This is a genomic window from Solibacillus sp. FSL K6-1126 (assembly GCF_038003445.1).
GTDB classification, from domain to species: domain Bacteria; phylum Bacillota; class Bacilli; order Bacillales_A; family Planococcaceae; genus Solibacillus; species Solibacillus silvestris.
Map to the genome: position 1 here is coordinate 3,923,451 of NZ_JBBOPD010000001.1, position 23,809 is coordinate 3,947,259.

At 36.9% G+C, this 23,809-nt stretch carries 22 protein-coding genes; 5 read left to right on the forward strand and 17 right to left on the reverse strand.

The annotated features are described in order from the left end of the window. Positions 1-56: 56 nt before the first annotated feature. The 5 genes from MHH44_RS19560 to MHH44_RS19580 form a co-directional block, all read right to left on the reverse strand. Positions 57-1,610 carry a DEAD/DEAH box helicase gene (locus MHH44_RS19560; RefSeq protein WP_340799392.1) on the reverse strand — a complete coding sequence of 518 codons (1,554 nt, stop codon included), beginning with the start codon at positions 1,608-1,610 and terminating at the stop codon, positions 57-59. A gap of 368 nt (positions 1,611-1,978) precedes the next feature. After that, complete coding sequence (locus tag MHH44_RS19565; RefSeq protein WP_340799393.1) at positions 1,979-2,671, reverse strand: alpha/beta hydrolase; 693 nt, start codon at positions 2,669-2,671, stop codon at positions 1,979-1,981. A 90-nt stretch (positions 2,672-2,761) separates the two neighbouring features. After that, positions 2,762-4,132, reverse strand: coding sequence for a UDP-N-acetylmuramoyl-tripeptide--D-alanyl-D-alanine ligase (locus MHH44_RS19570; protein WP_008405790.1), 1,371 nt, complete (start codon positions 4,130-4,132; stop codon positions 2,762-2,764). 12 nt (positions 4,133-4,144) lie between these two features. Then, a complete protein-coding gene (locus tag MHH44_RS19575; RefSeq protein ID WP_008405791.1) occupies positions 4,145-5,218 on the reverse strand; it encodes a D-alanine--D-alanine ligase in 1,074 nt (357 codons plus the stop codon). Positions 5,219-5,316: 98 nt separating this feature from the next. Continuing rightward, on the reverse strand, positions 5,317-6,066 hold the full coding sequence (locus MHH44_RS19580; RefSeq protein ID WP_340799394.1) for a hypothetical protein: 750 nt from the start codon (positions 6,064-6,066) through the stop codon (positions 5,317-5,319). A 293-nt stretch (positions 6,067-6,359) separates the two neighbouring features. On the opposite strand from MHH44_RS19580, the gene MHH44_RS19585 reads away from it, so the two are divergent. Beyond that, a complete protein-coding gene (locus tag MHH44_RS19585) occupies positions 6,360-7,550 on the forward strand; it encodes an FtsW/RodA/SpoVE family cell cycle protein (RefSeq protein ID WP_008405793.1) in 1,191 nt (396 codons plus the stop codon). A 94-nt stretch (positions 7,551-7,644) separates the two neighbouring features. Here MHH44_RS19585 and MHH44_RS19590 read toward each other — a convergent pair whose 3' ends face one another. Beyond that, complete coding sequence (locus MHH44_RS19590) at positions 7,645-7,782, reverse strand: Lmo0850 family protein (RefSeq protein WP_008405794.1); 138 nt, start codon at positions 7,780-7,782, stop codon at positions 7,645-7,647. 481 nt (positions 7,783-8,263) lie between these two features. Between MHH44_RS19590 and MHH44_RS19595 the strand changes: the two genes are divergently transcribed. Together MHH44_RS19595 and cls are read left to right on the forward strand one after the other, a co-directional pair. Next, a complete protein-coding gene (locus tag MHH44_RS19595; RefSeq protein WP_008405796.1) occupies positions 8,264-9,064 on the forward strand; it encodes a YwqG family protein in 801 nt (266 codons plus the stop codon). An 81-nt stretch (positions 9,065-9,145) separates the two neighbouring features. Next, complete coding sequence (gene cls, locus MHH44_RS19600) at positions 9,146-10,612, forward strand: cardiolipin synthase (protein WP_014822528.1); 1,467 nt, start codon at positions 9,146-9,148, stop codon at positions 10,610-10,612. A 121-nt stretch (positions 10,613-10,733) separates the two neighbouring features. Here cls and MHH44_RS19605 read toward each other — a convergent pair whose 3' ends face one another. The 3 genes from MHH44_RS19605 to MHH44_RS19615 all read right to left on the reverse strand — a co-directional run bounded on the left by MHH44_RS19605 (position 10,734) and on the right by MHH44_RS19615 (position 12,979). Further along, entirely contained in the window at positions 10,734-11,615 is an 882-nt protein-coding gene (locus tag MHH44_RS19605) for a M15 family metallopeptidase (protein WP_340799395.1), read from the reverse strand. 25 nt (positions 11,616-11,640) lie between these two features. Beyond that, positions 11,641-11,895 carry a hypothetical protein gene (locus tag MHH44_RS19610; RefSeq protein ID WP_008405800.1) on the reverse strand — a complete coding sequence of 85 codons (255 nt, stop codon included), beginning with the start codon at positions 11,893-11,895 and terminating at the stop codon, positions 11,641-11,643. A gap of 289 nt (positions 11,896-12,184) precedes the next feature. Next, positions 12,185-12,979 (reverse strand): helix-turn-helix transcriptional regulator, encoded by a 795-nt coding sequence (locus MHH44_RS19615; protein ID WP_014822526.1) that lies wholly within the window; start codon positions 12,977-12,979, stop codon positions 12,185-12,187. A 588-nt stretch (positions 12,980-13,567) separates the two neighbouring features. Here MHH44_RS19615 and MHH44_RS19620 point away from each other — a divergent pair. Beyond that, positions 13,568-14,218 (forward strand): LytTR family DNA-binding domain-containing protein, encoded by a 651-nt coding sequence (locus tag MHH44_RS19620; RefSeq protein WP_008405802.1) that lies wholly within the window; start codon positions 13,568-13,570, stop codon positions 14,216-14,218. A gap of 333 nt (positions 14,219-14,551) precedes the next feature. Next, complete coding sequence (locus MHH44_RS19625; protein ID WP_340799396.1) at positions 14,552-16,072, forward strand: succinate CoA transferase; 1,521 nt, start codon at positions 14,552-14,554, stop codon at positions 16,070-16,072. Positions 16,073-16,230: 158 nt separating this feature from the next. On the opposite strand, the gene MHH44_RS19630 is transcribed toward MHH44_RS19625, so the two are convergent. From MHH44_RS19630 to MHH44_RS19665, 8 genes are all read right to left on the reverse strand, one after another. Then, on the reverse strand, positions 16,231-16,638 hold the full coding sequence (locus MHH44_RS19630) for a hypothetical protein (RefSeq protein WP_008405804.1): 408 nt from the start codon (positions 16,636-16,638) through the stop codon (positions 16,231-16,233). A gap of 346 nt (positions 16,639-16,984) precedes the next feature. Next, positions 16,985-17,266 (reverse strand): GNAT family N-acetyltransferase, encoded by a 282-nt coding sequence (locus MHH44_RS19635; RefSeq protein WP_340799397.1) that lies wholly within the window; start codon positions 17,264-17,266, stop codon positions 16,985-16,987. Positions 17,267-17,362: 96 nt separating this feature from the next. Next, on the reverse strand, positions 17,363-18,277 hold the full coding sequence (locus tag MHH44_RS19640; RefSeq protein ID WP_008405807.1) for a DUF1002 domain-containing protein: 915 nt from the start codon (positions 18,275-18,277) through the stop codon (positions 17,363-17,365). A gap of 119 nt (positions 18,278-18,396) precedes the next feature. Continuing rightward, positions 18,397-19,254 carry a CvfB family protein gene (locus tag MHH44_RS19645; RefSeq protein WP_008405808.1) on the reverse strand — a complete coding sequence of 286 codons (858 nt, stop codon included), beginning with the start codon at positions 19,252-19,254 and terminating at the stop codon, positions 18,397-18,399. Positions 19,255-19,280: 26 nt separating this feature from the next. Then, on the reverse strand, positions 19,281-19,700 hold the full coding sequence (gene mntR, locus MHH44_RS19650) for a transcriptional regulator MntR (protein ID WP_008405810.1): 420 nt from the start codon (positions 19,698-19,700) through the stop codon (positions 19,281-19,283). A gap of 308 nt (positions 19,701-20,008) precedes the next feature. Continuing rightward, entirely contained in the window at positions 20,009-20,290 is a 282-nt protein-coding gene (locus MHH44_RS19655) for a late competence development ComFB family protein (protein WP_014822522.1), read from the reverse strand. 209 nt (positions 20,291-20,499) lie between these two features. Beyond that, the gene (locus tag MHH44_RS19660; protein WP_008405814.1) at positions 20,500-22,911 is read right to left on the reverse strand and encodes a penicillin acylase family protein; all 2,412 of its coding nucleotides are present in this window, start codon (positions 22,909-22,911) and stop codon (positions 20,500-20,502) included. 74 nt (positions 22,912-22,985) lie between these two features. Next, positions 22,986-23,744, reverse strand: coding sequence for an exodeoxyribonuclease III (locus tag MHH44_RS19665; protein WP_340799398.1), 759 nt, complete (start codon positions 23,742-23,744; stop codon positions 22,986-22,988). Positions 23,745-23,809 lie beyond the last annotated feature (65 nt).

The window sequence follows — 23,809 nt, forward strand, 5'->3', positions numbered from 1 at the left end:
AAATTTTCCACAAAAAAACACACCAACAAGAAAAATGTTGGTGTGTTTGAATAAGATTAGTCTTCACGACGTGGACGTGGACGACGATCACGAGAACCTTCGCGACGAGCACCGCCTTCACGACGACCTCCATCACGACTTCCGCTACCAGAACGGCTTCCGCCTCCGCCACCTTCACGACGGCGATCTCCTCCGCGACGGTCACCACCGCCACGGTTGCCACCACCACGGTTACGGTCATTACCGCCACGGCCACGGCCTCCGCCACCTTGTGAACGGTCACGACGCATTGGTAATGGACGCTCTTCCGATAATGATACTGGTGTAGCATCAGGTTCTTTAGTAATTGATTTAAGAGCAGCTGCTACTAAGTCAAGTGCATCGTTATTTTCCAATAACTTAGCTGCTAACTCACGGTAAGTACCTAAATCATTATTTTGAACTAATTCCACCAATGATTGCATTGCATCTTCTTGTAAGCCTACTAATGCTTCTTCAGATGATGGTGGACGTAAAGGAGTCATACGTTTTTTCGTAGTTTCTTCTACGATGCGTAAGTAACCCATTTCACGAGGTGTTACGAAAGTTACTGCAACACCAGATTTACCTGCACGGCCTGTACGACCGATACGGTGAACGTATGATTCTGGATCTTGTGGAATGTCAAAGTTGTAAACATGCGTTACACCTGAAATATCCAATCCACGAGCTGCAACGTCTGTTGCGATTAAAATATCGATTTTACCTTCTTTAAACTGACGTAAAACAGAAATACGTTTTGCTTGAGATAAATCACCGTGGATACCTTCCGCTAAGAAGCCACGTAAACCTAAAGCTTGGCTTAACTCATCAACACGGCGTTTCGTACGACCGAAGATGATTGCTAATTCTGGTTTTTGTGAATCCAATAGACGAGATAAAGCATCGAATTTTTCGCGCTCTGTTGCTTTTACGAAGAATTGTTCAATGTTTTCCATTGTTAATTCTTTCGCTTTAATTTTTACGATTTCAGGATCTTTCATGAATGTCTCTGCAATTTTACGGATTGCTGGAGGCATTGTCGCTGAGAATAGTAATGTTTGGCGATTTGATGGTACGTTTTCTAAAATCGCATTAATATCATCGATGAAGCCCATGTTTAACATTTCGTCCGCTTCGTCTAAAACTAAAGTTTGCACTTCGTCTAAACGTAATGTACGACGGTTAATATGGTCTTGAATACGACCCGGTGTACCTACAATAATTTGAGGTTTGTTTTTTAATGCGCGGATTTGACGGCCAATTTCTTGACCTCCGTAAACTGATAATAATTTTACGCGCTTGTCATAACCTAATTTATAAAGTTCTTCTGAAACTTGGATTGCTAATTCGCGAGTCGGAGCAATTACCAAAGCTTGGATATTTGGATTTTTTGGATCGATTTTCTCGATTAAAGGAATACCAAATGCAGCTGTTTTACCAGTACCTGTTTGTGCTTGGCCTAAAACATCACGGCCAGCCATTGCAAACGTAACTGTTCCTTCTTGGATTGGTGTTGCTTCTTCAAACCCCATACGCTTAATAGAACGTAATGTCGATTCACTAATGTTTAATTCTGAAAAATTTGTCAAACTCTTCATTCTCCTTTTTCCTGTATAAGTTGACAAATGGTTACATTTTCAGATGAAATGGCGGCAAATTTTCGAGCCATTGTATGTGGAACGTTTCCGTTACTTAAAAATTCTCTCTGCTTCATATGCAGAGTCTCTTATATGAAAAGGAAAGCCCGGTCATTGCCGAGCGGTTCAATTCTACTGTTTCTAATTGGGTAATGCTCGTGTAAAAATAGAATAAAACCGTTTATCAAAAAAAAGTACTCTTCACCCATAAGTCTGAAGAGTCTTCGCACAAAATGTATCCATTGCTTTTATTAGTCTAACATGGGTTGTAACGGTATGCAATGATATTGCTTTGTATCAAAATAGTCAGATATTTATTACTACATTAAAAATTGATACACTTGATCAAACCATTGCTCACAATCATCACTGTAACAAATATGATGTTTTCCACAATCTGAAATATACATTTGCTTTTGTTGCGACTGAATTTGTTGAAATAAAATATGTGCGGTTGCACTTGGTACAATACCATCCAGCTCCCCTTGTACGATAAAGGTAGGACAGTGAATGTTTTTTATATACGGTTCCGTTTTTTTCACGACCTTCATAAATTCAATCGTCGCTGATAACGGAACATTTTTAAATTTAAATTTGTACCGTGCAAACAATTCATTTTCTTCTAACTTATTGTGCACCATATCCTGGGCAATCGCTCGAACATCTTTTACTAACTGAGTAGGACTCACATACTTGGCTGCAGCACTTAGGAGTACCAACTTTTTTACTGGGTAACGTATAGATAAGTACATCGCAATGACACCACCCATTGAAAAGCCGACGACAATGACTTCATCTACTTGCTTTTTCAACTGTCGATATGCGATTTCCGCTTCCATCATCCAGTGTTCTGCTTTATAGCCTTTCATTGCCAAATTTTCTGCATCACCGTGGCCTGAAAATGTCGGAATACTTACGACCCAATCTATTCGTTGCTCTATATAATGTGCAAATGGCTGTACTTCATACGGTCCGCCTGAAAATCCGTGTAAAAATAGAACGCCGATTTTCATTAGTTCACCTGCTTCCATGAGCTGTTAGTAATTATAATAATCGACAATTTGAGCAGAAAAAAGCTTTTGCACTAAAAAAACGAGCTAGCACTAGGCTAACTCGATTGAATGGATAATTTTCTCCAGCTTCATTCCACGGGAACCTTTAACTAAAAGGATGGACTCGTTTGTTGCATGAGATTGGATCTTTTCGATAATCGGTGCGTACTCATTCTCGGAATACACTAAATGTTCAGCGTCAAAAGTCTCTTGCAGTTTATTATATAGCCACTTCATACGAGGGCCGTATAAGCAAACATAGCTTATTTCTTCAGGATGAATATGTCCTGCAATTCCTTCATGCATCTTCTTTTCCTCGTTTCCGAGCTCAAGCATATCACCGAGTACAAGCCACTTTTCATTACGGATAGTCGTTTGCTCGACAAATTGGATTGCTGCATGCATCGATGTTGGCGCTGCATTATATGCATCATTAATAAATAATAAATCACCGACCGGAACAAGCTGCATCCGCATATCTGTTAAAACTACTTTCTTTAATGCTTCGCGGATTTGTTCATCAGTCAAACCTAATGACTTACTTACAAGCATTGCACTTAAAGTATTCTTTACTTGGTGTTCCCCTAAAACTGAAATAAAGAAATCACCTTGTATTAATCCCTCTACATGGAAGCTGCTTCCTTGTGCTGTCGCTTTAATTTGCGAAGCTGCCAAATTCAGTTCCTGGCTAAAGCCAAATGCCTGTGTTTTTAAATGCGGTGTTTTGGCAACTAAGTTTTGAAGTAACGGCTCATCACCGTCATAAAAGAGAATCCCTTCTTCAGACAACCCTTTTACAATTTCAAACTTCGCCTTCGCAATTCCTTCCCGCGATCCTAAATCTTGCATATGTGCTTCACCGATATTTGTAATAATGGCATAATGTGGTCGTGCAAGCTTCGTTAAAAATTCAATCTCACCGAAACCGCTCATCCCCATTTCCAATACGGAAACTTCCGTGTCCTCATCAAGCTGTAAAATCGTGATCGGCAAACCGAGCTGATTATTAAAATTCCCGATTGTTTTTTGTACTTTAAAGTAAGGAGAAAGAGCACCCGCCAAAATATCTTTTGACGAAGTTTTACCGTTTGAGCCGGTAATCCCGATAAATGTCGCTTGATGCTCATTACGGTAACACTCTGCCATTTTTTGAAGTGCAAGCTCTGGGTCTTCCACGAAAATTAATGGCAAATGTGCCGGGGGATTCGGCTCGTCGATCATCCATAAAGAAGCTGCCGCACCTTTTTCAAATGCCTGCTCGACAAATCGGTGTCCATTAACGGCTTCTCCGCGGAAAGGAATAAATAAATCCCCTTTCGTAATTGTCCGTGTATCAATGGAGACACCTGTGACAATTGTTTCAGGAAATGACTGATTTTCTATCGTTAACCATTCTGCAATTTGCTGTAAACTTTTTTTCACTTTTTATCCCACTCAATCTCTGTTGTATTGAAGCTGTTGTTTTTCTGTATAACGTTCCACCGCAAAATCAATCAGCTCTTTAATTAACTGCGGATATGTTACATCTGTATGCTGCCACAGTAACGGATACATGCTGACCGGTGTGAATCCTGGCATCGTATTTACTTCATTAATGTAAATTTCGTTGTTTTCAGTTACGAAGAAATCCGCGCGTACTAACCCGGCTCCGTCAATTGCTTTGAATGCTCTTTTCGCCATATCAACCAAGTTTGTATAGACTTCGTTTTGCAATGGTGCCGGAATAATTAATGCCGTCGAGCCATCTTTATATTTTGAATCATAATCATAAAACTCAGTCATCGGCTTAATCTCACCTGCTACTGAAACATTTGGTGTATCATTTCCTAACACAGCAAGCTCAATTTCACGTGCAGTGACGCCCTGTTCAATTACAATTTTGCGGTCATATTGGAGTGCAAATTGAACAGCTTTTTCTAGTTCCGCTGCATTTGTCGCTTTGCTAATCCCTACACTTGATCCTAAGTTAGCTGGCTTAACGAACATTGGATAACCTAAAGACTGTTCGCATCTTTTGATCCAAGCTTCTTTTTCCCGCTCCCATTCACTTCGAATAAAATATTCATAAGGCAATTGCGGCAATTTTGCCATTTCAAACAACTGTTTCATAACTACCTTATCCATACCTGCTGCAGAGCCAAGAACACCGTTCCCTACATAAGGAATGTTCAGTACTTCCAAAAAGCCCTGTACTGTTCCGTCTTCACCGTTCGTCCCATGCAGTAAAGGGAAGATTACATCAAATGGACTTTCCATATGTTTTGCAATGAATTGCGTAATATTATTTTCAGAATGGTCTGATGCTGTTGTAAATTGCAATTGTTCAATCGTTTGAGCGGGTTCTGTTAACTGAGGTCCAACACGCCATTCCCCCTTCAATGTAATAAAAATCGGGAAAACGTCAAACTCATTAAAATCCAATGCTTGTGTTACTGCCTTTGCAGTTGAAAGTGATACTTCATGCTCGGCTGACTTACCACCATATAATAAACCAATTCTTTTTTTCATTTTTTTGACCTCCAGTTTTCACTAACCTTATTTTATCACGAATACACAAAACGCTGAAATCGGATAAAAAACACCCACTGCCCTGTTCGCTGTGAGTGTCAACTAATTTGTATTAATTCATCATAGCCTTGTTTTAATATTTCATCTAAATCGTCCCAAACTTCATCCGGATAATCATAATCACTCAGCAGTCTAAATTCGATTCCATAATGGGAATTTGGTTTATCTAGTTTATATAATGACAGCAATGCGCCTTCCTTAACAAAAGGCCGATATTGTCTTAATGTAGAAGGATCGATTGTCGGTGAGTTGTTTTTACTCTTTCTTCTCCAAAAGCTTCCAACACCTTCTTTATCTCTTATCATTCGATTAAATAGATTCGAAACAAGTATTTCAGAATCGCCTATAAAACGATAATATACTTTTGTCATTTTGTCAGTTACAGAAGAGTAATAAGCATAGCGATTTTGCAATTTGCTGAAAAAGGGCGATGCAAGCGGTTCACGCTTATGACTTAAATACAGAAGCTCTGCTTGTTCAAGTGGAGTTAATGTATTAATGTTTTTCTCTGTCGTAAAATCTACCCAGCACAAATCTTTCTTTAAGTCGCTTTCCTTTTTTAGAAAATCGCGCATATCATCATTTGTTACAAAATCAAATTGTGTATGCATATTAAAAGAGCCATTGTCGTACGCGTGCTTTAATAACAGAACATTTTTTACGGGCTCGACCGAAACCATAAATTCCTTCAGTGTAAGACCACTATAAATAACAAAATGTTCGACATCGTTCATATGAATATATAAATGATGCATAAAATCTTCAGCAGATTTCATTTTCTTCGCCACGATTTGCACGCCCCTTTAATATGAATAATATGATTATTATATGACTTCTCATTCAAATTTGAAACATTTTCTCACCTGTTTCGTCCAACTTTTAAATTAGACTTACTAAAGTAATTTTTATAAGAATATGATAAAGTAAATAAAGCTTAAAACATTACAGCAATTCCCGTGAAAACTTTCCTATATCAGCAATTCTTTTACCGGGAAATGTTGTGCCCATATAAAGAACCTTCAATTTGTTGGTATCTTCTAGCCCATTAACGGGTTAAATTTAATAATTTAAGGTGAAACGAATGGATACAAACAATTACAATTTTAATAAACGGTTCGACTGGCCGCTCACTACCATCCTAATCATATTTTTGGGGGTAAGTGTTCTTGCAATCGCATCTGCACAAACTTCCGGTCAATATGGAATTAATTTCATACCGAAACAAATAATAAACTACGCTATTTTTGCCTTTATTGTTGCCTTTGTCATGTACTTTGACCCGGATCAGTATAAAAAAATGGCATGGCCTCTGTACGGTTTCGGAATTTTATTATTAATTGCCCTTGTTATTATTCCGACATCAACCGGTTTAACTGTCGAAACTAACGGAGCAAAGAGCTGGTTCAAAACACCAATCGGTAATATTCAGCCTGCCGAATTTATGAAGACGTTCTATATTTTAGCTTCTGCCTTTTTAATTAGTAAGCACAATGAAAATTACCAGATTAAAACGATTAAATCCGATTTATTGCTGCTCGGCAAAATTGGGTTAACGTTGGCAGTACCGCTTGGCTTCATTATGATGCAGCCAGATTTAGGCTCTGCTCTAGTATTTTTTGCCATTACTGCAGCACTTGTGATCGTGGCAGGTGTCACTTGGAAAATTGTTTTACCATTGTTTGGCGGAGCAGCAGTTATAGGCGGGTCGTTATTATGGATGGCACTGTATATGCAGGACTTCCTGGAAAAGACATTTGGATTCCAGCCATACCAATTCGCCCGTATTTATTCATGGATCAATCCATACGAATATGCGACATCAGACGGCTATCATTTAATAACTTCACTAAATGCAATTGGCTCCGGTGAGGTTTTCGGTAAAGGCTTCATGGCGCGTGAAGTTTATGTTGCCGAAAATCATACAGACTTTATCTTTGCTGTAATTGGCGAAGAATGGGGCTTTATCGGTGCAAGCGCTGTTATTTGTCTCTATTTCCTGTTAATTTATCACTTAACGAAAATGACATTATTGTTAAAAGATCCATTCTGTACTTATGTATGTGCAGGGATTATCGCCATGATTACATTCCATGTATTCGAAAACATCGGCATGACGATACAATTACTGCCAATTACCGGTATTCCGTTACCTTTCATTAGCTATGGAGGTAGTTCGATGATGGGGAATGCCTTAGCGATCGGTCTTGTATATAGTATGAAGTTTCATTACCGAACATATATGTTTACAACAAATGATCCCGACGATGAATAAAACAAAAGGACCCGTACATATCGCGGGTCCTTTTCTTATTTCTTCATATGAAAATAACGGATGATGAGCAAGGTTTCAACACACCTTACTTTCATTAATTTTGCGCTTGTGGAGTTTGTGTTGGTGGTGTTAAAACTTTTAAAAGCTCAAGACGAGATTTCGTAACTGTCGCCGTAACACCTAATTTTGATAAGTTTGTAACAATACGCTTTAAATCAATCTCTTTCGCCATTTGATTACACCTCAAACTTTCCTTTGTTAGTATATATAACGATTTTTCATGTTAAAAGTTTCAATTTAATAAGGTCAGACCTTCTAATACTTCATATATTACCACGTAAAATCTTATTTTTCTTTCCTGTTTTGTGACAAATCTAAAACATAATTAATCTTAACCTTTTTTAAGCAATAATAAACTTATTTAAATTTATTTAAGAAAATTATTCCTAAGTAAGTTTTATAATTACTTTTGAAATAAATTACATAAACTTCTCGAATACATGTTATTTAATAATTTCATTTTCCACGTGTAGTTAAAAGGGATTGTATTGTATCCCCAACCATGTTTAACAAAAATTACAAATGGAAATATTGTAAAATATCATAACCATTTTTGTGAAGTAAAACCGATTAGGAATAAACAAATTTTCGTTCATACGACCTTTTAAGTTAGTCATTTCACATAGATGTTACTTCAGTAGGAGGAACTTCAAATGTCACATATAGAAAAAAACATTTATATTCCAAAAGAATTGACCCATTATCATACAAGTTTAAGTCACTCAGCTGAACAAGCTGCCATTTTGAACCCGGTGAAACAACCTTCATTTTTGCATGAAAGCAAATTTGCCGGGCTTCCGTTTCTAACAAACAAAATGGAACATCCAAAAGACAATCAAAATCGCTATATGCTATTTTTGGCACAGCTTAATTTTGCGGAAATCCAGCTGGATCACCCATTTCCACAAGACGGTATATTACAATTTTATATTCCCCAACAATGTTATGAAAAGGAAAAGTTTCATTCGGAATGCCGTTATTTTAAAGTACAATATATACCTTATCAAGGTCACTATAATGAATTTATTCATGATTTCACCTATTTAGAAGATGTAAACTTCAGCAGTTTCCCAATTCAGCAGGAAATGAAGCTTATTCCTAAATCACAATTTGAACCGGTATCGGCAATGGATTACAGATTAAATAATTATTTCAAACCTGAAATTATGGATGCACCTATTACACTGGATGACCGTTCATTTCAGGATGTATATTTGGAAAGTTATTTAGCAGCAGAACATAAAATTGGGGGCTATCCATATTTTATCCATCAGGATTTCAGAAAAACATCGCCCTATTTACAGCACTATGACACATTATTACTGCAAATCGTTTCAAACGATGAACAAAATATTATGTGGGGAGATAGCGGTATTATCAGCTTCTTCATCAACTCCGAAAAATTAGCGCAATGCGATTTCTCGGATATTTACTTCCATGTTGAGGAATACTAAACGTTAAGAAGCACTCGCTTGAAGTGTTTCTTTTTTTGTTTTGCTTCCATAGGCTATAATGATAAGAAAGAAGGAAAGTAGGTGAATCTTTTGAGCGCAATTACACAAAGTTCCATTTTAGTACCACTTATTATGTTTATAAATATTCTTTTTGCCCTGACTGTCATTTTTTTAGAGCGCAAAAAGCCTTCATCGACTTGGGCATGGTTGCTCGTTCTTTTTTTCTTACCGTTTGTCGGATTTTTCCTCTATTTATTATTAGGTAGACAATTGAGAAAAAAACACTTATTCCGTTGGGATGGAAGAAAAGATATCGGAATTGAACAACTGATCAGTTATCAAATTGAAGCAATCGAGAATAATGAACTGGAGCTACGCGTAGAACATATTAAAAGTTATAATCATCTCATTTATATGAATTTAAAAACAAACAACGCTGTCCTGACACAAGATAACGATGTAAAAATTTTCGTTGACGGCAGTGACAAGTTCGAAGCACTTATCAATGATATTTCACATGCGAAAAACCATATTCATATTCAATACTATATTTTCAAACTGGATAATTTGGGCCAACGCATTGTAAATGCTTTAATCAAAAAGGCTAAACAAGGTGTAAAAGTAAGAGTACTATTTGATGAAATGGGCTCACGCGGAGTTCGGAAGCGGCATTTTAAAGAGCTGATCGAAGCTGGCGGTGAAGTAGAAGTGTTCTTCCCTTCGATCTTGCCTCTCATCAATCCACGGTTAAACTTTAGAAATCATAGAAAAATTTCCATAATAGACGGGCGTATCGGCTATATCGGGGGATTTAATGTTGGGGACGAATATTTAAGTTTATCGGATCGTTTCGGCTACTGGCGGGATACCCATCTGCGTATTGAAGGGAGTGCTGTCCATCCATTACAGACTCGCTTCATTTTGGACTGGAATCAGGCAAGCGCCAAAAATGATATTTGTTATGCGGAGCGTTACTTTCCGATTATCCCTCAAAAAGGAACGGCCGCTCTCCAAATTATTTCTAGTGGACCGGATACAGAATGGGAAGTAATTAAAAACAACTACTTGCATTTAATTACGAATGCAAAAAAATACGTGTACATACAGTCCCCGTATTTCATTCCAGATGAATCGTTTTTTGACGCTATTCGAATCGCTGCCTTATCCGGAATCGATGTACGGATTATGATTCCAAATAAACCTGACCATTTGTTTGTCTATTGGGCGACTTATTCATATGTAGGGCCACTCGTTGAGGCGGGAGCCAAGGTGTATCATTATGAGAAAGGCTTTATTCATGCAAAGATGATTGTTGTAGATGATGAGATTGCTTCAGTTGGCACTGCAAACATTGATGTGCGGAGCTTTAGTTTAAACTTTGAAGTGAACGCTCTTCTTTATGACAGATTATTGGCTCACCGCCTTGCTGAAATATTTGAAAGTGATATATTAGACTGCTCCGAGCTCACATTTGAACTGTATAAAAACCGTTCCAATTTTATTAAATTCAAAGAATCCATTTCCCGTTTATTATCACCGATATTATAAAGGAATGGAAGTAAGCGTAAAGGTAGATCAGGTGAACTGATATTCCTTTTACACACAGTAAAAAACCAATTTCCTCCTTGCGAGAAAATTGGTTTTTTCGTTTATATTCCAGCTTCAAGTATCATTGTATTCCTAAATATTCTTCCAGCGTTACGCCTGCTTCAAAAACTTTTGCAGCTAGTTCGCCTTCTAAATAGCGGAAATGCCATGATTCATGCATGAAACCTGTAATATCTTCTTTTCCTTTTGGATAACGTAAAATAAAGCCGTATTTATGAGCATTTTGTGCTAACCATTGTCCCGCTTCAGTTTGGCCGAATTCATTTGTCAGCCACAGCTCTTCACGGCCTTTTTCCCCAATATCAAAAGCGAGGCCAGTCTGATGCTCGGAATACCCAGGTCTTGCACTATAGCGATCAGCTGCTTCCTTTCCGTCTCTCTTTACATAACGATCATATAGCGTTTTTTGATAATCGTAAGAACGGAAACCACTAAATGCAACAAGCTCTAGTCCATCTTCCATTGCAGCCTTTGCCATCTTTTCAAAAGCTGCTCGTGCTTTAGGATCTTCTCCTTTATTGTAGGTAGCAGGTAGTGGATTTTTCTTGTTCGCGATTAAAACCCCCTTCACAAATGTAGGTTCTGTCGCAGGCTTTTGGCCAACAATATATCCATTTTCAAGCTCCACTTCTTCCGTAACAGGAGCTTCTTTAGCAGGTTGCTGATTTGGCTGCTCACCGGAATTTGTCGGAGGCTTCTCGCCGTTTTTATCTGAAGAAGGTAGATCAGCACCATTTCCTTCTTGTTGCTTCAATGGTTCTTCGGTTTCATTTGTTTTATTTTGTGTCTCTACATTTTCAACTTCGTTTGGTTTAACAGATTTTTCTTCTGTTTGCGCTACTTCAAATTTATAATAAATAGATCCTAAAATCGCGATTAAAATAATAATTGAAATGGATACAATCATTGCGATCGGACTTTTTCTGTTTGCTTTTCTGTTCATTCCATTTCGCCTTCTTTTTCTATTTTTATCCTGTGACAATAACAAATAAAACAATAATCGATAAAACCGCAAAGATCATCGACATCTTCTGCATCCATTTTGCTTCTTTTTCATGCCCCTTTTCTTTAAAGGTACGTGAACGGAAAAAATTCGTAAACGTAAACATGATTGTCATTGCTAAAATAGCTGCTTCCATATTTTGTTTCACAATAAAAAATAGTGCCGTTAAACTAGCTCCTGCCACTAATACGAGTGATATCGCTCTTTCATATTTTTTCATTATTCTCTCCTTACATGATGATTACGTTTTCTACTTCAGCAATCTAATTTTCAACCTTTGTTTAGTATAAAACTAGCTTAATTGATAATGCAATTTTGAAAATCTTCAAAGGTACAAATTTGTTTACAAATAAAAAACTCTACATGTAATAATATATACCATGCAGAGTTTTCATATAGTATTCTTTTTTTTCTGAAACTTTCAGCTAAACAAAGAATAAGGAAATTAAACTAACTTATCTGCCCAAAGTTTAAGGGACCATTATATATACACCATTCAACTTTGAATATTAAACACTTTCGTACGCTACTTCCGGAATTTCAAATCTGAAAAATTCATGATGCAGTTCATCACGGAAATGCTTAGGTGTTACACCTGTGTACTTCTTAAAAATTCTAGTGAAATAACTCTGATTGCAGAAATGAAATTGATCTGAAATTGATGTAATGCTTTTATTCGTATGACGTAAATAATATTGGGATTCCTCTACACGGCGGACATTTAAGTATTCCACTAAAGTAATTCCTACATGTTCACGGAAAATACGCGATAAATGACTCGTACTAATATGGAAGTTCGCTGCAATACTTTCAACTGTTAAATCATTTTCCAGCTCATCATTTATGTACATAATTACTTTGTTTACTGTTTGGTGACGGAACGTAGGCTGTTTTCGATCTGCAATAAAGTACACATAAAAATCGATTAAGTCATCTGCAAACTGCAAAAACTCGGCATCCTTCATCTTGTTTTCAATCATATCTGCACAAGCTAAATTGAAGGCAAATGCTTTTTTAGAAGGGACTTGATTATCTAAAAGCTTACGCGCAACAATTGATGATAACGTAACAAAGTATGAGCGCACTACTTTAATGACTTGTTTTCCGAAGCGTACGGATAATATGTCAATAATTTCGTGTAATGTCTTCTTTGCTTTGGCTACTTCTAAATGATAAACTTCAAAAATCAATCGAGATTCCAGAACAAAAAAATCTTCGATACCAGCATATTGATTGATATTGTCAATCTCTTGAAAATACCGCTTTGAAATTGTTTCCGAGATTGAATATTGATGTAGTTGCATAAGTTACCCCATCTTTCTTCAGAATGACCTTCTATTACTTATTAGAAAGACAAGCCCAATACGAAATGTACAAGAAATTGTCATAATTCTGCAGAATGGTTATGTTCCTACATCAGCCAGGTCTGCATTTCATAATAAGTCATATCATTATATTAATCATAAGAAAATTCCATAGTAGAATTTCTTTTATTAAGCAAAGTAATTATTTATATAATTTAATATTTATACTATCTATAGTATGCTTTATTTCCCGCATAATAGTACATTTTATTAGTAACTATAGTGAATATTACCATATTATAAGTTTTCCTTTCAACCTAATTTTAACAATTACCCTAGGACAAAATTATTAGGTTACTTCCAATTATAGAAATAAAGGAAATTAAAAATTGCATATTTCGCTTAATCATACTCTTTTAGCATAGTAATTTTCACGCTATTTTTTCACTGAAACTTTTTGACAAAAATCCATTTTTAGATGTTCAAAAAATATTTTTCATTTTAAAAAATCTTCCCAACCCAATTTCTTTAAATATGTAGTAAAATAGTTCATAATTGTATAAAATGCTTATAAAGAGGTGTTATAAAGTGGATCCAAGACAAATAGAAGAAATTATGGAAGTCATTAAAGAGTTTTTCCCTGAAAATACATCAATTGCTATTTCAGATACAAATGAGTATTTATATTACCAGCCAAGTAAGAAAGTAGACTTAAAAATCAAACCAGGCGACCCGATTAAAGAAGGTTCAGCTGCATACAAAGCATTAACGTATGGCCAAAAAATCAATTCTTACATTGAATCGGACGTATTCGGAGTTCCTTATTATGGAATGAGTATTCCTCTCATCGAAGAAGGTGAAACAAAAGGTGCTATTACAGCAATCTTCCCTCAAAAACCTTCTCCATTTTTAACTAATTATATTACAGTAAAAATTGATGACTGCTGGTACCCAATTAAACATAATCAAGTAATTTATCTTGAGACTCAATTGCGTAAAACATTTGTAAAAACGATGCACCGTGAAGGATACCACCGCTTGAACTTAAGTGATTTGGAATTATTTTTAGCTCCTGATTCGTTCATCCGTTGCCACCGTTCTTATATTGTTAATATTGATTATATTGATGAAATCCAACCAGATTCACACTCAACTTTCCTGCTAATCATGAAAGACGGTACACGTATTCCTGTAAGCCAACGCTATGCAAGCTACTTCCGCCGTTCTTTAGGATTCTAAAATTGTTTAAAAGCGACTCGTACAAACGGGTCGCTTTTATTCTTTCTCCCTCTCCCTTGGCCTTTTTACCTATTCCCTTAATTTTAATTGTGCAAATTTGCTAATTAATCAACCAGCCAGATTTACATTCAATTCATTTTTATCTCTCTTTTACGTTAAATTTCTCTAATAAACACCTTTTAAGCGCTTTTATGTTGCGCGTGAAGTAAATGTGACAATTTGATGATAATATTAGCATAAATGCCGGTTTACTACCTGGTGAAAAACACAGAAAATTATAAAAGTTTTCTGTTTATCAAACGATTAAATAACTTATTAGGGGAGGATTTTTTAATGGATCCACGAGTTGAGAAACGTTTAGGTTTAAAACAATTAGTAGATAAAGTTGTATCTGCAGAAGAAGCTGCTGCTTTAATCCAAGATGGCACAGTGGTAGGGATGTCAGGTTTTACTCGTGCAGGTGATGCTAAAGTTGTACCAATGGCATTAGTAGAGCGTGCTAAAAATGAAAAATTCAAAATTGATGTATATACAGGGGCTTCATTAGGTCCTGAAGTTGATAACTACTTAGCTGCTGCTGGTGTTATTAACAAACGCGGTCCTTTCCAAGGGGATTCGGTAATGCGTGGTTTAGTTAACAAAGGCGAAATTTCTTATGTAGACGCACACCTTTCTCACAATGCTGAGTTAGTACGTCAAGGAATTATCGGCCCTATTAAACACTTAATTTTAGAAGCTGTTGCTATTACAGAAGATGGTTTAATTATCCCATCTAACTCTGTAGGTAACTCACCAATCTTCGCTGAATATGCAGAGAATATTATTATCGAATTAAATATCTCTCATCCGGAAGCATTGATCGGTATTCATGATATCTATGTTCCAGGTGAACAAGGTAAGCGTGACGCTATTCCAATGACAAATGCTGAGCAACGTATTGGTGAAATTGGTATTCGTGTAGACTTAGATAAAATCCAAGCAATCGTTATTTCTGAAGAGCCAGATGCGCCTTCATTAATCGTACCTCCAGATGAAGAAACACAAAATATGGCGAACATTTTATTAGACTTCTTCCGTTCAGAAATCAAAGCGGGTCGTTTAACAAATGAATTAATGCCATTACAATCTGGTGTAGGTTCTGTAGCAAACGCAGTTTTAGACGGTTTTGCTGACTCTGAATTCGAAAACTTGGTAGTTGCTTCTGAAGTACTACAAGATGCAGTATTCAACTTAATTGATGCTGGTAAAGTACGCTTTGCTGCTGCAACTTCTATTACACTTACTGAAGAATTACAGAAAAAAGTTTACGGCAACTTAGAAAAGTATGCTGACAAAATTTGCTTACGTCCACAAGAAATTTCTAACCACCCAGAGCTTATCCGTCGTTTGGGCTTAATCTCAATCAACACTGCTCTTGAGTTAGATATTTATGGTAACGTAAACTCTACACACGTTTCAGGAACTAAAATGATGAATGGTATCGGCGGTTCTGGTGACTTCGCACGTAACGCTCGTCTTGGTATCTTCGTAACGAAATCATACGCAAAAGGCGGCGCGATTTCTTCAATCGTACCAATGGTTTCTCACGTAGATCACACTGAGCACGATGTAGACGTAATCGTAACTGAACAAGGGATCGCAGATTTACGCGGACTTGCTCCAAAAGAGCGCGTAAAATTAATCATCGAAAACTGTGCACACCCAGATTTCAAAGAGCAGTTATGGGATTACTATAACCGCGCTTACGAAGCAACTGGCGGCGCGCATACTCCTCATATCTTAGAGGAAGCTCTATCTTGGCACGTAAATCTTGCTAAAAACAAAACAATGAAAAAAGAAACAGCTAACGCTTAATCTTTATACATGTTAAAGGGTTTGTCTGAAACGATTTAAAACGTTTCCGGACAAACCCTTTTTATCGTTTTGGTTCAAACATTATTAAACCCCCACATCATAAAAAAAGGGAGGCTACTTTCCCGCCCACCTTGTTTTTATATATTTCAGCTATTCGCTTATGCTCGTTTGTCCTGTTCATGATTGTAATAATTTGTTGTTGTTTGAGCGCCTTCTTCGACCATTTGGTTACCTTCTAGCGTATGGTCTGCAATCTCTCCAGCTGTCACTGCAACATCTTCCAGTGATTCCTCTTTGTAATCCTCTTTTCCGACAGAAGCCGATTTAGCCATATTTGTATCTAAATCTCCTGTTGATGACGGATGCGCGTTTTCATTACTGTAACCAGCCGATTTGTCTTGAACTTTCTGCATTAGGCCTTGCACTCCACCGCTTTCATTCACTTTCCCTTTTGCTTTGTTTAAATAATCCATTGCTTTATCACGGTTTTCCTTTTTACTTAAAAATGAAGCAGCACCTGCTAATAATCCAGCAACTACAACGCCTTTACCTTTTAATTTAGCCATAATAATATTACCTCCCAATTCGAAATTTAATTTCACTTTTCATATAAATTAATATACCCTTCGAAATTCTTTTAAAACATTTGCTGTTATAGGATTAAAAAATACCTGAATTGGATAAATATATATAAATAAAATAAAAGGAGTGTTTAATATGTTTCAAAACAAAGAAATTACATATAAAGGTACGGAAATTTTTGCACTACTCGGTGTCTCAGGAGTTATCACTGCTATGATTTCATTATTTGTAGGGTTTTAAACAACCATGATCGTAAATCTAAAGAAAGTTATAATTCCATAATAAAACACGATTTTCAAAAGAAATGAAAATCGTGTTTTTTTTATATTGCTATACTTTTACATCGTCATACGCGTCGCTTTTTTGGAATGAAGAAACGACATATGAGCAAATGGCAATCATCTTGTAATTGTTTTCTCGTGCGTAGTCCGCAGCTGCATCTAAAAGCTTTTTGGCTACCCCTTGACCGCGCAGTACATCCGATACATACGTATGGTCCATATTCATGACACCATCACGTAAAACCCAAGTAATCTCAGCAACACGCTGACCATTCAACTCATATTCCAGAGCACCATAGTTGTTCCCTTTGTCTTTATAAATAAATTCCATATTTCTCCCTCCTTTTGTACTTCACAATATACCATAATTTGAATTTTCATTAAAAATAAAAGCACCCGTTAAGGAGTGCCTTCATTAAAAACTATTTTATTTGAACCAGGACGAAATTGTATCGATTAAATTATTGAAGAAATTTTTGACGCTTTGCCAAAATCCTTCATCCTCCAGTATTGCACCGAACTTCTCATCGAACTTTGCCGTTAAATCCGATAACTGTGAAGATAATTTACTGAAGTCAATATTCAGATTACTAATTCGGTCCATTAAATCAACTAAAAGCTGACGGTCTGCTTCACTCAAATTGATTTGCAGTTTATTCAGCTGTTCTTCAACAATTTGCTGAACCTCTTCTTTTGTTGCCGGTTTATTTTCTGCAATTGCTTTTTTAATTTCCGTTAATAGTTCCGCTACTTGTTCATCTGAAACACCTGCCGATTCGGCAAGTGATGTAGCAACGGATAATTCGTCATTTGCGACATCTGTACGTTCAATATCTAATGTCTCACCTGTTTTTACTTCATATGCTTTATATATACCGACTAATGCAGAGTGACCTGTTACTGGTTTTGGTGCTGCAATTTCTACAATCGCATCTTCAATACCTGCCGTTAACATGGCACTTGCATACATTTCCGATGTTACTTGTGTAATATTATCTGGTGTTACGATACTAATTGTAAGACCCTTGCCTGCATCTTGGCGTGTAATTTTAGCTGATGAAAACATGCGTGAACTAGGGTTACTATCTTTTATATATTTTGCTAAATCCTGTCCTGTAATCGTAATTTCATCTATTTCTGTCTCTTTATCTACACGCAATGCTATTTTCACTGTTTCTTTTTCATCAGCAGATAAATTACCTCCATAAACAACGATTGGTACGCCGAGCTTTTCATTGATTGGATTCTTTTGTTCTGTAGCAGCCGCAGAAGCAGACATTGGTAAAACAAAAGAAATCAGTAGCACAAATGCAGCAATAACAGCCATCCATTTTTGTTTCATTTATAAATCCCCCTTTACGAATGTATATGTTGTCCAATTTTACTATACATTCTTTAATTAATACGAATAAAAAAAGTAAAAGGTTTCATATACATTTCCCCTTTTACTTATAGTTGTATCTAAACGATTTCTGTCCAGCCGTCTTTTTGCGTAATTTTGCGCGCTTTCATTAAAGTACCTAGTGCACGCTTAAACGAACCTTTACTCATCTTGAACATTTCAGAAATTTCCTCTGGTGTTGACTTATCACCAAACGGCATTTTTCCGCCGACACTTTCCAAATATGCAAAGATTTTTTCCGCATCTTCTCCTAAACGCTCATGCTTTCGAGGTAAAAATGATCCGTTTAACGAGCCATCTTCCTTCACATCAATAATACGCACCTGCACTTCTTGTCCTAAACGAGGCTCAGCCTTCATTTCAGATTCGTGTACGAAAATACGATAAGGGTTATCAACGCCTAATAAAAATGAACCTACCGGTAATAGACGGTATGGTCGAGCAGTAATATTTTTGTTGAACATGTCTTCCGCTGCGCCTTCATACATGTCATTAACTTTTTCTTCAGTAATTAGACGACCGAATAAATCACCGTTGCGATCTGTACGTAATGTAATATACAAATGATCTCCTGACTCTGGCCATACTTCTTCAATAGCCGGTAAATCTTCGGCACGCACTAGTACTTCACGTGACGTACCAATATCACAAAAAGCACCTTCTTTTGTCACTTTTAACACACGCGCCCAACCGTAATCCGCTTCTGTAATATGCGGAATTGCCGTCGTTGCCTGAAGGTCTCCTCGGCGATCTGTATAAAGGAATACTTTTAAAACATCGCCAATCGCAATTGTTTCTGCTACATCTGATGCATTTAAAGGAATTTCCAAATCACCATTTGTTAAAATATAGCGTGACCCTTGTTCTTCCAATACCGTTAATTCCACTACTTGTCCTGATTTTATTAACTGATTCATCATATTCTCCTTTTTCCTGTCAATCATTACATACTATGATTTGATTTCATTTCTTCCAGCTTCTTTGTAATTTGAGGCTCTTCTTCTAAAAGCTGCACAAGATCAGCAATGCGATCAATGGAATTCCAGCTTAAGTGATGTTCAATACCTTCAACGTCTTCATATATACGTTCTTCATCGACCCCTATTAAACGCAAAAATTGTTCCAGCAAATCATGTCGCTGAACAAGTCTCTTTCCTAACTTTTGCCCTTTTGGCGTTAATGTTAAGCCTCTATATTTTTCATATATCAAATAGCCGTCTTTATCTAATTTCTGCACCATTTTTGTAACGGAGGAAGGTAGAACAGATAAAGCTTCCGCAATATCGGACACACGCGCATACCCTTTATGTTCAATTAGTAGATAAATTTGTTCAATGTGGTCCTCCATGCTAGGTGTTGGCATAGCTGTTCCCTCTCTTTCCAATTGCTCCTTTCAGTTTACTACAATTTCACGCAAAAAGTTAACTGAAAACAGTAAACACCTAAATATACATCGGCTTGGCTGCATAACAATTTGGTTCCGGTTATATAGGAAGCGGATTAGTCATCTATTGCCGAAAATCGTGACAATTTTAAACTACGCAAAAATGGGTTAAAAGAAAAAGGCTATTGCAATTAGTATGCCCCTAATTGAATAACCTCTTCATTTTATCTTTTATAAAACTTGATTATGACTGCTTATATACATAATGAACGCATTGAAATCATTTCTTATAGATGCTTAGGATATTGTTTTACGATGTGAAGTGCACGAATAATTTGTTTGTTAATTTCCTCAAGATATTCCGGGGTGCTCATTTGTTTAAACACAGCATCTCTCGTCTCATCTGACGTAACATAACGAGCAGGCAATACATTTAAAACAATTGCATTCACATCCATCTCACATTGTTCACAATGGCAAAATGTTTGATATTCAACGCCATGCAGCAGAAAACTAACAAGCCCTTTTACAATTTCCTCTGTTACATTTATTAATTTAATACCTGACATTGTATCTTTCGCCTCATTTATATAACTAGATTGTCTTCTTTTATCATATAACGCGAAGTAATATAACTCAAACATTTTTATTAGCATATGTGACTATTTTACTTTAATTTTATATTTTCAACTCTATATTTTAACTCATTCCAATATTAAAGCAACTTTTAAATATTGAAAATCCTCCCTTTTGAAAAAGGAAGGATCCATTCATACTTCTATTCAGCTTTTAAAATTAACTCGTAACCATGGTCGATATCGCCATTTATTTTTGTTTTATGATAGCGGCCGTAAACCCAGTTTGACGTTTGGTTGTCATACCATTTAGACTTCACATGTCCGCTCTGTCCTGGACCAACAATATGATATGCTGATTTTAAATTATCCAAGTCAGCTACAAAGCGCCATGATGCCCCGTGATTTACATTCCCGCTGCCATCTTCAGAAGCTGCTTGTACGGTAACACTAGAACCGCCAACCGGTAGTTTTTCAGGGTTGACATAGTCCGCTAAAAAGTCGGATGCGCTTGCTAATGGATGATCGAATGTGAGCTGATTATAGCTGCCCCATTTCCATTTTGAAACCGACGTCCCAAATTTACCTTTAATTTTTGTAACTGCATCCTCGAATGCAGTGTAAACGAATTTATCCAGTCCGCCTTCTTCTGTAATCCAGACACCCGGATTACCTGCATATGCATCACGCAGCATCTGGTCGGTAATTTGCGATTTAGCTGGCATTAATTTATAAACATCTTCAGGCATTGCATCCTGGAATAATGCCTTTTCCATATTTTCAATTAAGAAATGGTATACAAGTGGTGCACCTTGGTCTTTATCATCATAATACTCCCACTCTTCCAGAAGTGTTATGACATTCTTGTATTTGTCATCTTTATCTTGAGCTTTGATCGTTTCAAGTAAGCCTGGTAAAAATTCTTGGGCATGCAAATTCTTTTTATCCATTTGCATCCCTTTCATTTCTGCAACAGACAGCTTTAATAATTCACCTGTTTCCTCATCATACATTGGTGTTTTAATCATCTCTACGATTCGCTCATATCGATAAGGCTGTGCCCAAAGATTTGAAATATGGTAAGGGTATTCCTCGCCTACAACTTGATTATTCGCTGTTGCAATAAACCCTTCTTCCGGATTAATAACAGTTGGCAGCTCATCAAACGGGATATAGCTTTCCCAACCGTATTCCGAAGAGTTACCTGGCACTGGCAATGCACCTGTACCTTGTTTACGGATTGGTACTAGACCATTTGCTTTGTATGCAATTGTTCCATCAGTTGAAGCAAACACAAAGTTTTGCGCCGGTGCTTTAAAGTCCTCTAACGCAACTTCAAACTCCTCCCAATCTGTCGCTTTATTGAAACCTAATACTGCTTTTAGTTCCTGTGTTGATTGTAATGCTGTCCACTGCATAGAGAACTGCTCTTTCATCTTTGTATCTTTAAGCATAATGTTGGAAATAATTGGACCATGGCGTGTTTCCACAACTTCAAAGTCCACCGTTTCACCGTCTTTTACTTTGATTGGCTCTTGTCGAACAGTTGCCTCTTCCCATTCGCCGTCATATTCAAATTGATACGGGTTTTCCGGGTTGGGTGTTTCAATATATATATCTTGCACATCTGGGTTCACATTCGTTACGCCCCATGCAATTTGTTCGTTATGCCCAAGAATAATTCCAGGGATCCCTGCAAAAATTACACCACTTACATTTTGTTCTGGTGATTGCAAATGCATTTGATACCATACAGACGGGGTGCTTAATCCTAGATGCGGATCATCTGCAAGCAATGGCTTACCTGACTTTGTCAGCTCGCCACTTACAACCCAGTTATTACTGCCGTTATGTTCTGATGGTAAATAATCTGTTGGAATAGCACTTGCAATATCTGTTTCCAGATTTAAATTCGCTTCAATAATTGATTGTGCGTTTTCTGGATACTCTACAAATAATTCTTCAGCTTGTTCTTGTGTATAGTTTTGCACTGCCCATGAACGGAATACTTGCTGATTCCAGTTTCCGCCTAAGTCATATGCCATATATTTTCCGATTGTCAATGAATCAATCGGTGTCCATGCTTCAGGTTTATACCCAAGTAATTTGAATTCATATGAAAGTTTGCTTGTATCTTTTACTTCATCGATAAAAGCATTTACACCTTCTGTATACCACTCCAGGATTTGTTTTGACTGGGCATCATAATCATCCCATGATTGTTCCGCAGCATGACGTAAACTAAATGTCCGGAAAAACTTATCTGTATTTACTGCAGATTCACCTACGACTTCAGCTAATGTACCACTTGCTTGGCGGCGCGCTAAATCCATTTGGAATAAACGATCCTGCGCCTGTACATAGCCTTGTGCACGGTAAAGATCCGCATCAGACTTGGCAACAATGTGCGGTACTCCTACACCATCTCTCGTAACTTCTACATCCTCATCTAAAATGGAGACAGCAAGCTCACCTTCAATGACAGGTTTAGAATTTGATACGTATAAGTGCAATCCTGCTACCGCTGCACCACCTACAATAATTAAAATCCCAACTGCCCAAATGACAATGTTAATAAATTTGCGTCCTTTTGACTTTTTCGCCTGTTGCGCCATAAATTCCACCTCTTTTTTTCGTTTTTTACAAAGCAATATGCTGTAAAAGTTCTATTTCTATTAGTCTATTCATCTTACACCGTTTTTAATTTTAATACGATAGGGCAATGATCGCTACCTAAAATTTCTGAATGTATAGATGCTTCCTCTATTTTTTCAACTAGTCGGTCAGAGATAATAAAGTAGTCGATGCGCCAGCCGATATTTCGCTCACGTACTTTCGCCATGTAACTCCACCATGTAAAGTGGTCGGTTACATCCGGATGGAAATGACGAAACGTATCTGTAAACCCACTTGTGAGTAAGTCTGTCATCTTTCCGCGCTCTTCATATGTAAATCCGGAATTACCGATATTGGATTTCACATTTTTAATATCCAGTTCACTATGGGCAACATTTAAATCTCCACAATAAATGACGGGCTTTTTCGCATCAAGTTCCTTTAAATATATTCTCATTCGGTCTTCCCAAAGCAGCCGTTCCTCCAAACGAGTTAAATCTCTTTTTGCATTCGGTGTGTATGTATTCACTAAATAAAAGTTTTCATACTCCAATGTAAGGATTCGGCCTTCATCTGCCGCAATTTCATTTTCAATGCCGTAATAGACAGCTAACGGCTCGTGTTTCGTAAATACCGCTGTACCGGAGTAGCCTTTTTTCACTGCTGAATGCCAATATTGATAGTATCCTTCTAGTTGGAGATCAATTTGTCCTACCTGGCATTTTGTTTCTTGTAAACAGAAAAAGTCCGCATCCATTTCCCGAAAATAATTCAAAAATCCTTTATTTACACATGCACGTATCCCATTCACATTCCACGAAATAAATTTCATCTTTCTTACTCCTTTTATGTAACATATATTAAATTAACCATTAAAAAAAAGAGAACTCGCGCTAA